Raw genomic sequence first — 8,417 nt, 5'->3', positions numbered from 1 at the left:
GCCGCGCCCCGCCGCCTGGGTGGGCAGCGGGGCGCGGCGGTTTGCGGGGCGGCGGGGTCAGCGGCGGCCGGCCGCGTTGCGCTTCTTCTTGAGCTTGCGGTCGTCGCGCAGTTCGACGTACGGCTCCTCGTCCGGCGAGTGGCCCGCCTCAATGGCGCGGCTGCGCTCCAGCTCGGCGTCGAACTCCGCGCCGAGGAGGATCGCGATGTTGCTCAGCCACAGCCAGATCAGGAAGATGATCACACCCGCGAGCGCCCCGTACGTCTTGTTGTACGAGCCGAAGTTGGTGACGTAGAGGGCGAAGAGGCCGGAGATCACCAGCCAGATCACCACGGCCAGCACGCCCCCCGGGCTGACCCAGCGGAACCCGCCGTGCCGCGCGTTCGGTGAGGCCCAGTAGAGGATCGCGAACATCAGGCTGACCAGGAGCAGCAGCACCGGCCACTTGGCGATGTTCCACACGGTCACCGCGGTGGAGCCCAGCCCGATCGCCTCGCCCACCTGCTCGGCGAAGCCACCCGTGAAGACCACGATCACCGCGCTGGCCAGCAGCATCACGCCGATCACCGCGGTGACCCCGATGCGGATCGGCAACGTCTTCCAGATCGGCCGCCCCTCCGGGACGTCGTAGATCGTGTTGGAGGCGCGCATGAACGCGGCGATGTAGCCGGACGCCGACCAGAACGCGGCCAACAGACCGAGGATCGCGGCGAGCCCGGCGAAACCGCCGCTCTGCTGCGCCTGGTTGATCGCCCCCTCGACGATCTGCCGGATGTTCTCCTGGGGAACGGCCTCGTTGACGGTGTCCTTGACGCCCTGCGTCGCGCGCGGGCCGAGCAGGCCGAGGATCGAGACCAGCACCAGCAGGCCGGGGAAGATGGAGAGCACGCCGTAGTAGGTCAGGGCCGCCGCCCAGTCGGTGAGGCTGTCGTCCTGGAACTCGCGGAACGTGCGCCGCAGCGCCGCCTTCCACCCGGCGCCCGGCAGTTCGGCCGGGCTGTCGGGGCCCTCGTCGGGCCCGACCGGGCCACGCCCGGAGCGGTGCCGCTCGGTGCCGGCACCTCGGTCGTTGCGGTCACCGCCCACCCGGCCGGCGGCCACGGCCCCGGAATCGTCACGGTCGCGCCCGCTGCGGGCGGAAGACTCGTCGGAGGCCATCGCCCCTCCCTCTGGTCGGCTTGTGTCCCCTCGACATGCCCCGCCAGCGGCGACGGTTAACCACCTACCTGTAGAGCAACCTGCCCATCCGGCGCGAAGCCACCAGCAGACCGACGGCCAGCACCGCGAGCAGGTAGAGCACGTCGAGCACCCACGCCCAGCCGGGCGTGCCCACGGACACGCCGCGGATCAGGTGCACCGCGCGGTAGAGCGGGGTCACCTCGACCACCCAGCGCAGCAGGGACGGGTATGCCTCGGCGGGGACGAACGTGCCGGAGAAGAGGAAGAGGGTGAACTGGGCCGAGCCCATCAGGTCGAAGTCCTGCCAACTGCGCATGACGGTGGAGACCGTCATGCCGAGCGCGCCGAAGGCGAAGCCGACCAGCACCGCCGCGGGGAAGGCGAGCAGGGCCCGGGCCGCGGTGGTCAGGTCCATCGCCACCATCACCACCAGGAACGCGGCCGAGTAGGCCCCGCCCCGCAGCATCGCCCAGCCCAGTTCCCCGAGGGCGATCTCGAACGGCTGCACCGGGGTGGCGATCACCCCGTCGTACAGCTTCATGTACTTCATCTTGCCGAAGAAGTTGAACGTCGTTTCCGACAGCGCGCCCGTCATCGCCGACGAGGCGAGCATGGCCGGCGCGACGAACGCCGCGTACGTGACCACCTCCCCGCCGGGCAGCGTGAGATCGCCGACCAGCGCGCCCACGCCGACGCCGATGGAGAGCAGGTAGAACAGCGGCTCCACGAAGCCGGAGAGGAGCAGCAGCCAGTAGACGGACTTCAGGGCCGCGACGTTGCGCTCGGCCACCGACGCCGACCGACGGGACGCGGCGGAGACGTCGACCAGCCGGGGCAGGACGAGACTGACCACAGCACCCCTCCTAGACGACGAGCCGGCGACGGAACGCGCGGCGGGCCAACAGCCAGCCGGCGACCGCCCAGGCCGCGAGGTAGAGCAGATGACCGGCGACCGACCACTGCGGAGCGGTGCCGAGCGTCGCCGCCCGGCACAGGTCGACGCCGTGCCACAGCGGCGTCGCGTACGCCAGCCAGCGCAGCGCCGTGGGCAGCGACTCGACCGGGAAGAACACCCCGGCGAACAGCGTCATCGGGATAACCGCGAAGCGGAGCAGCATCGCCAGCCAACTGTCGCTGGACACCACCGCCGCGTACGCGAACGTCGGCGCGGCAACGGCGAGGCCGAGCAGCGCCACCACCGGCAGCGTGGCCACCGCCCACGGCGAACGCAGCGCCCCGAACACCCCCGTCACCAGCAGGAACGCCGCGATGGTGGTGAGCACCCGGAACAGCACGAAGGCTAGGTGGCCGCCGAGGATGTCGCCCACCCGCAACGGCGCCGCGCTCTGCGCGAAGTAGGTCTTGATCCACTGGAAGCTGCTGAACACCGGCCACGTCGACTCGCCGATCGCCGTCTGCACCGCGGTCGACGCGATCAGGCCGGGCACGATCCAGTCCAGGTAGCGCACCCCGCCGACGCCCTGGTCGATGTAGGCCCCGACGCCGACCCCGAACCCGAGCACGGTCAGCACCGGCAGCAGGAAGGACGAGAAGATCCCGGCCCGCCAGGTGCGCCGGTAGCCGACCAGGTGGTGCGCCAGCACCGCCAGCGCCGGCACCCGGGGCAGCGGCGGCCGGGCCTGCTGCGCCACGCTCACGTGACCACCTCGCCTCGCTCCGCGTCCACCACGGCCTTCCTACCCGGGAGGTACGACAGACCGGGGGCCACCCTACGGCGGACCGCGCGCCCTGTCGCCCCGTTTCGCACCGAACACTGTCGACACGGGCAGAAGAAGGGCGGGCAGGAGAAGGCGGGCAGGAGAAGGACGTCGCGACCCAGGCGCGCGCCATCACCCGGCAGCCGGCGCGCGCCAGCCCGGCGGGTCGGCACGCGCCGCACGCGATCAGCGCGTGCCGGCCGGTCGGGGTGGTCAGCGGGTGCGGAGGGCGCGCAGCAGGGACAGCACCGCGGAGCCGAGCAGCAGCAGCCCGGCGCCGGTGCCGACGACCAGGCCCGCCGACACCCCGGAGGCGAGCGCGGTGACCAGCCCGGCCAGCGCGACGGCACACATGGCGGCGCCGAGGGGGCGCAGCAGCGGGTCGCGCAGCACCGGCACGAGCGGGAAGAAGTGCAGCCCCACCACGGCGCACACCAGCACCGGGACGAACTCCGACCAGCCGACGAGGCCGAGCACGGCGGCGCCGATCGCGGCGGCGGCGATCGCGGCGGCGGCGATCAGGAGGTAACGCCGGTCGGCGGCGCGGTCCCGGGCGGCGACGGCGGCCTTCCGGCTGCGGGCCACGACGACCGCGCCGGCCACCGCCGTGAGCAGCGCCGCGCCGCTGCCGACGACGAGCAGAGCCCGCAGCGGGGGGTCGGCGGCCGGCACGCTGAACCAGATGGTGGCGAAGACGCCCAGGTAGAGCGCGCCCAACCCGGCCTGGCGCCGGGACTGGAACTGCAACCTCGACATGACACCCCCGTGCTCGTCACCTGACAGGCGGGTGCCACCGGCCCGCCGATGCTACGGAACCATCCTCGCTGCCGCATCGCGCCGAGCGGGGCCGGCCCGCTCGGCGGGCGGGGGCGCTCCGCCCGGTCAGTCGACCAGGGTGCGGCCGGTCAGGTGGAGGAAGACGTCCTCCAGGCTGCTGCGCCGGATCAGCACGTTGGCGGGCTGCAGCCCCAGCGCGCCGACCTCGGCCACCGCCGCGTCGCCGTCGGAGACGTAGAGCAGGACCCGGTCCGGCAGCACCTCGACCCGCTCCCCCAGGCCGGCGAGCTTGCCGGCGAACGCCTCCTGCGACTCGGCGGCGAACCGCAGCTCCACCACCTCGCGGGTGGCGTGCCGCTCGATCAGCGCGCGGGGCGAGCCCTCGGCGACGATCCGTCCGCCGTCCATCACGACCAGGCGGTCGCAGAGCTGCTCCGCCTCGTCCATGTAGTGCGTGGTGAGCACCAGCGTGACGCCCTGCTGCTTGAGCCGGAACAGCCGCTCCCACACCAGGTGCCGGGCCTGCGGGTCGAGCCCGGTCGTCGGCTCGTCCAGCAGCACGATCTCGGGCTCGTTGACCAGCGCGCGGGCGATGGTGAGCCGCCGCTTCATGCCCCCGGAGAGCGGCTCGACCTTGCTGTCGGCCCGCTCGCTGAGCTGGACGAAGTCGAGCAGCTCGGCGGCGCGCGCCCGGGCCACCCGGCGGGGGATGCCGAAGTAGCGCGCGTAGGTCGTGAGGTTCTCCCGGACGGTCAGCTCGGGGTCGAGGTTGTCGAGCTGGGGGCAGACGCCGAGCCGGGCGCGGATGGCGGGTCCGTCGCGGACCGGATCCAGGCCGAGGATGCGCAGCTCACCGCCGCTGGGCGGGGAGATGCACCCGATCATCCGCATGGTGGAGGACTTGCCGGCGCCGTTGGGGCCGAGGAAGCCGAACGCCTCACCGGCGCGCACCTCGACGTCGATGCCGTCGACGGCGGTGAAGTCGCCGAACCGCTTCACGAGCCCTCTCGCCCGGATGAGTGGCTGAGCCGTGGTCACCGTCCGACCCTAACCGCCCGGTCCGACACCTCCCACCGGATTCGCCGGGCGTGACGCCCGGGCCGCCACCCCGGCGCGCCGCCGGCTGAGGTGCGGCAGTGCCCCGACGCGACCCGGCTGGACCAGCAGGTCTGCACGGAGAGCGACGAGATCACCCTGCGTCACGCGCCGTCGGCGGCGGAGCGTGTGCGCGTGGTCGGCGGTCTGTCGGACGACCCGCCGCGAGCGGCGGGCCCATAGTGGACAACACGGATTCAAACGGCTTACAACAATCCGCATTCCCGCCGAATCTCATTCATATTTCGACCAATAGCGGCCTCGATCAAGGTACCTCTGGGTAATTGTCCACTCCACACCATTACTGACCGCAATCATGATCAGCAATATTCCCTTGGGGTGTGCAATTCGCGTATCGTGCCCCACCGTGTCACCAGTACGTTCCTCCGGCGATTCCGCCCCGCAGCCGCCTTCCGTGACCTCGGGATCCACCGTGGACGACGGCCCGGTGCCGCTGCCGCCAGAGCCGGCGGATCGGACGGATCCCGACGGCGATACGCCCGATCCGCGGGACCTGGCCGCCCAGTTCGAGGACGAGAAGCCGGGACGGGTGCTCTCCGGGCCGGTCGGCGTCCTCGTCACCGGCGCGACGCTGGCGGTCGCGCTGCTCGCCCTCTGGCAGGTGTTCCGGCCGCTCCCGCAGGGCAGCAAGTTCTACCTGATCATTTTCCTGGCCGGCGTCCTGCCGATCGTCTTCCTGGCGTACCCGGCGAACCTGCGACTGCCCCGGCGAGTGCGGCGCGGGGCACGACAGCCGGACGGGGCGGGCCCGCCCGACGTCGGGAACCGCGTCGAGGGCGGCGGCCCGAGCGTGGCGGACTGGGTGCTGGCCGCGGCGGCGCTGGTCAGCTGCCTCTACCCGGTGCTGCCGGTCCCCCTGGGCGCCGGTGGCGGCGGGTACGACGCCTTCCTCGACCGGCAGGGCCTGCTGGTCGGGGTCGACGTGGCCATGGGCACCGTACTGCTCCTGTTGCTGCTGGAGGCGTGCCGGCGCACCACCGGGTGGATCCTGCCGGCCGTCTGCCTGGTCTTCCTCGGCTACGGCTACTACGGCGGCCTGCTGCCCCAGTCCTGGCCGGTGGCGCACGCCGGCCTCGACTTCGGTCAGCTCGTCGACGCCTTCTACAACTCCGACAGTGGCTTCTTCGGCACCCCGCTCGACGTCGCGGCGACGTACATCGTGCTGTTCACCATCTACGGAGCGGTGCTGGACCTCTCCGGGGCCGGGCGGTTCTTCGTGGAGCTGTCCGCCGCCGCCTTCCGGCGCTCCCGGACGGCCGCCGGGCGCACCGCCGTCGCCTCCGGATTCCTGCTCGGCACCGTCTCCGGCTCGGGCGCGGCGACGACGGTCAGCATCGGCGCGGTCACCTGGCCCGTCCTGCGCCGGGCCGGCTACCCGCCGGAGCGGGCGGGCGGCATGCTCGCCGCGGCCGGCGTCGGGGCGATCCTGTCCCCGCCCACCCTCGGCGCGGCGGCCTTCATCATCGCCGAGTACCTCGGCGTGTCCTACCTCCAGGTGCTCGGCTGGGCGACCGTCCCGACGGTGCTGTACTACCTCGGCATCCTGCTGGCGGTGGAGATCGACGCCCGGCGCTCGGGGGTGCGCCCGGTGGTGCTCGACACCGCCTCGCCCTGGCGGCTGCTGGGCCGGTTCGGCTACCACTTCCTCTCGCTGCTCGCGATCGTCGTGCTGCTCGCCGTGGGCTTCTCCGCGACCCGTGCCGTGGTGGTGGCCACCGTCCTGGCCGCCGCGCTGTCCTTCCTGGACCGGCGGCACCGGCTCACCCCCGCCCGGCTGCTCGCCGCCCTGAGCGCCGGCGTGCGCGGGGTGCTCGCCGTGAGCGCGGTCTGCGCCGCGGCGGGCATCATCACGGCCACCACCACCAAGACCGGCCTCGGCCCGCAGGCCGCCGCGCTGCTGGTCAGCGGGGCGCAGGCCGTCAGCTCGGACCCGGCCGTGGTGCTGGCGCTCACCGCGCTGCTCGCCGCCGTCGCCCTCACGCTGCTCGGGCTGGCCGTGCCGGTCACCGCGTCGTTCGTGATCGGCTGGGTGATCATCGGTCCGGCCCTGCTGGACCTGGGCGTCACCGCGCCGGCCGCGGCCATGTTCGTCTTCTACTTCGCGGTCCTGTCCGAGGCGTCCCCACCGACCGCGCTCGCCGCGGTGGCGGCCGCCGCCGTGACCGGCGGCCGGCTGGTGCCGACCATGTGGCAGACCCTGCGGTACGCCCTGCCGGCGTACCTCATCCCGCTCGCCTTCGTGGTCACGCCGACCGGCCTGGGGCTGCTCGGCATCGGGGGCGCGCGGCGGATCGCCGTGGCCGCGGTGGTCGCCGCCCTCAGCGTCGCCGTGCTGGCGGTGGCGGCGGGCGGCTGGCTGCCCGGCGTCGGCCCGGCCGGCACGCCGGAGCGCGTCCTCGGCGCCCTCGCCGGGCTGACGCTGCTCTGGCTCGAACCCGTACCCGTCGCGGTCGGCGCCGTCCTGGCTGCCGTCATGGTGACGGGTGTGCTCGTCAGACGCGGCACCGCCGGCCCGCCCGGCGTGCCGCCAGCAGGTCAACCGGTGAACCATGGGGAGGAGAAACAGTGAGACGGATCAACGTGCGGATCGCCGCGGGGGTGGGTGCGCTGGCGCTCGTCGCGGCGGGCACCGCCGGTTGCGGGGGCCGTCAGGACGGCGCCACGAAGGACGACGCCGCCAGTGAGATCACCTGCAAGGTCACCGAGAGCACCCGCGTCGGCATCGCCACCGGCAACGCCACGGGCGTCTACTACGTGGTCGGCAACGCCCTCGCCGGCCAGCTCTCCGGGGCGACCGACGGCAAGCTGAGCGGCACCGCCGCCGAGACCGGCGCCTCGGTGCAGAACATCGAGCAGCTCGTCGGCGGCCAGTACGACGTGGCCTTCTCGCTGTTCGACACGGCGGTCAACGCGGTGCAGGGCAAGGGCACCTTCACGGCCCCGCAGCCGGTCGAGGCGCTCGCCCGGATCTACGACAACTACACGCAGGTCGTCGTCCGGGCCGACGCGGGGATCAACTCGGTCGCCGACATGAAGGGCAAGAAGATCTCCACGGGCTCCCCGAAGTCCGGCACCGAGGTCATCGCCAACCGCCTGCTGGAGGCCGCCGGCCTCGACCCGGCGAAGGACATCCAGGCGCAGCGGCTCGACCTGACCAAGACCGTCGAGGGCGTCAAGGACGGCAGCATCGACGGCTTCTTCTGGTCGGGCGGGGTGCCCACGGGCGGCGTGACGGACCTGTTCACCACGGCCGGCGACAAGGTGAAGTTCATCGACATCACCCCGCTGCTGCCCAAGATGGCCGAACTCAACCCGGCGTACCAGGCGGGCACGATCAAGGCGGACGTCTACAAGACGTCGGCGGACACCCCGACCATCGTGGTGCCGAACGTGCTGCTGGTCCGCAAGGACCTCAACGCCGACGTGGCCTGCGCGATCACCCGGACGGTGTTCGACAAGAAGGACGCCCTGGCCCAGGCCAACCCGGCGGCCAAGGGCATCAGCCTGGACACCGCCCGCAGGACCGACCCCGTGCCGCTGCACCGCGGCGCGGCCAAGGCGTTGCAGGACCTCGGCGCGAGCTGACCGTCGGTGCCGGGTCCGGGCGTTCCCGCCCGGCCCCGGCAC

At 72.8% G+C, this 8,417-nt stretch carries 7 protein-coding genes; 2 read left to right on the top strand and 5 right to left on the bottom strand.

Features of this window, described 5'->3' with window-relative positions; genetic code table 11:
- Positions 1–57: 57 nt before the first annotated feature.
- The 5 genes from ACSNOB_RS30720 to ACSNOB_RS30700 all read right to left on the bottom strand — a co-directional run bounded on the left by ACSNOB_RS30720 (position 58) and on the right by ACSNOB_RS30700 (position 4,712).
- The gene (locus ACSNOB_RS30720; RefSeq protein ID WP_436690804.1) at positions 58–1,158 is read right to left on the bottom strand and encodes a YihY/virulence factor BrkB family protein; all 1,101 of its coding nucleotides are present in this window, start codon (positions 1,156–1,158) and stop codon (positions 58–60) included.
- Positions 1,159–1,222: 64 nt separating this feature from the next.
- Positions 1,223–2,032, bottom strand: coding sequence for an ABC transporter permease (locus ACSNOB_RS30715; RefSeq protein ID WP_436690802.1), 810 nt, complete (start codon positions 2,030–2,032; stop codon positions 1,223–1,225).
- A 10-nt stretch (positions 2,033–2,042) separates the two neighbouring features.
- On the bottom strand, positions 2,043–2,837 hold the full coding sequence (locus tag ACSNOB_RS30710) for an ABC transporter permease (RefSeq protein ID WP_436690800.1): 795 nt from the start codon (positions 2,835–2,837) through the stop codon (positions 2,043–2,045).
- A 273-nt stretch (positions 2,838–3,110) separates the two neighbouring features.
- A complete protein-coding gene (locus ACSNOB_RS30705; RefSeq protein WP_436690798.1) occupies positions 3,111–3,653 on the bottom strand; it encodes a hypothetical protein in 543 nt (180 codons plus the stop codon).
- Positions 3,654–3,779: 126 nt separating this feature from the next.
- Positions 3,780–4,712, bottom strand: a complete 933-nt coding sequence (locus tag ACSNOB_RS30700) for an ABC transporter ATP-binding protein (protein ID WP_436690796.1) — start codon at positions 4,710–4,712, stop codon at positions 3,780–3,782.
- Positions 4,713–5,283: 571 nt separating this feature from the next.
- Here ACSNOB_RS30700 and ACSNOB_RS30695 point away from each other — a divergent pair.
- Together ACSNOB_RS30695 and ACSNOB_RS30690 are read left to right on the top strand one after the other, a co-directional pair.
- Positions 5,284–7,359 carry a TRAP transporter permease gene (locus ACSNOB_RS30695; RefSeq protein ID WP_436690806.1) on the top strand — a complete coding sequence of 692 codons (2,076 nt, stop codon included), beginning with the start codon at positions 5,284–5,286 and terminating at the stop codon, positions 7,357–7,359.
- Positions 7,356–8,375: a TAXI family TRAP transporter solute-binding subunit gene (locus ACSNOB_RS30690; protein WP_436690794.1), complete on the top strand. Its 1,020-nt coding sequence runs from the start codon at positions 7,356–7,358 to the stop codon at positions 8,373–8,375. The genes ACSNOB_RS30695 and ACSNOB_RS30690 overlap by 4 nt, the downstream gene beginning before the upstream one ends.
- The last annotated feature ends 42 nt before the right edge of the window (positions 8,376–8,417 follow it).

The sequence above is a fragment of the Micromonospora sp. URMC 106 genome (assembly GCF_051386395.1).
Lineage (GTDB): Bacteria > Actinomycetota > Actinomycetes > Mycobacteriales > Micromonosporaceae > Micromonospora.
The sequence above is the reverse complement of the archived record's forward strand: the minus strand, read 5'-3'. Positions and strand labels throughout refer to the sequence as shown.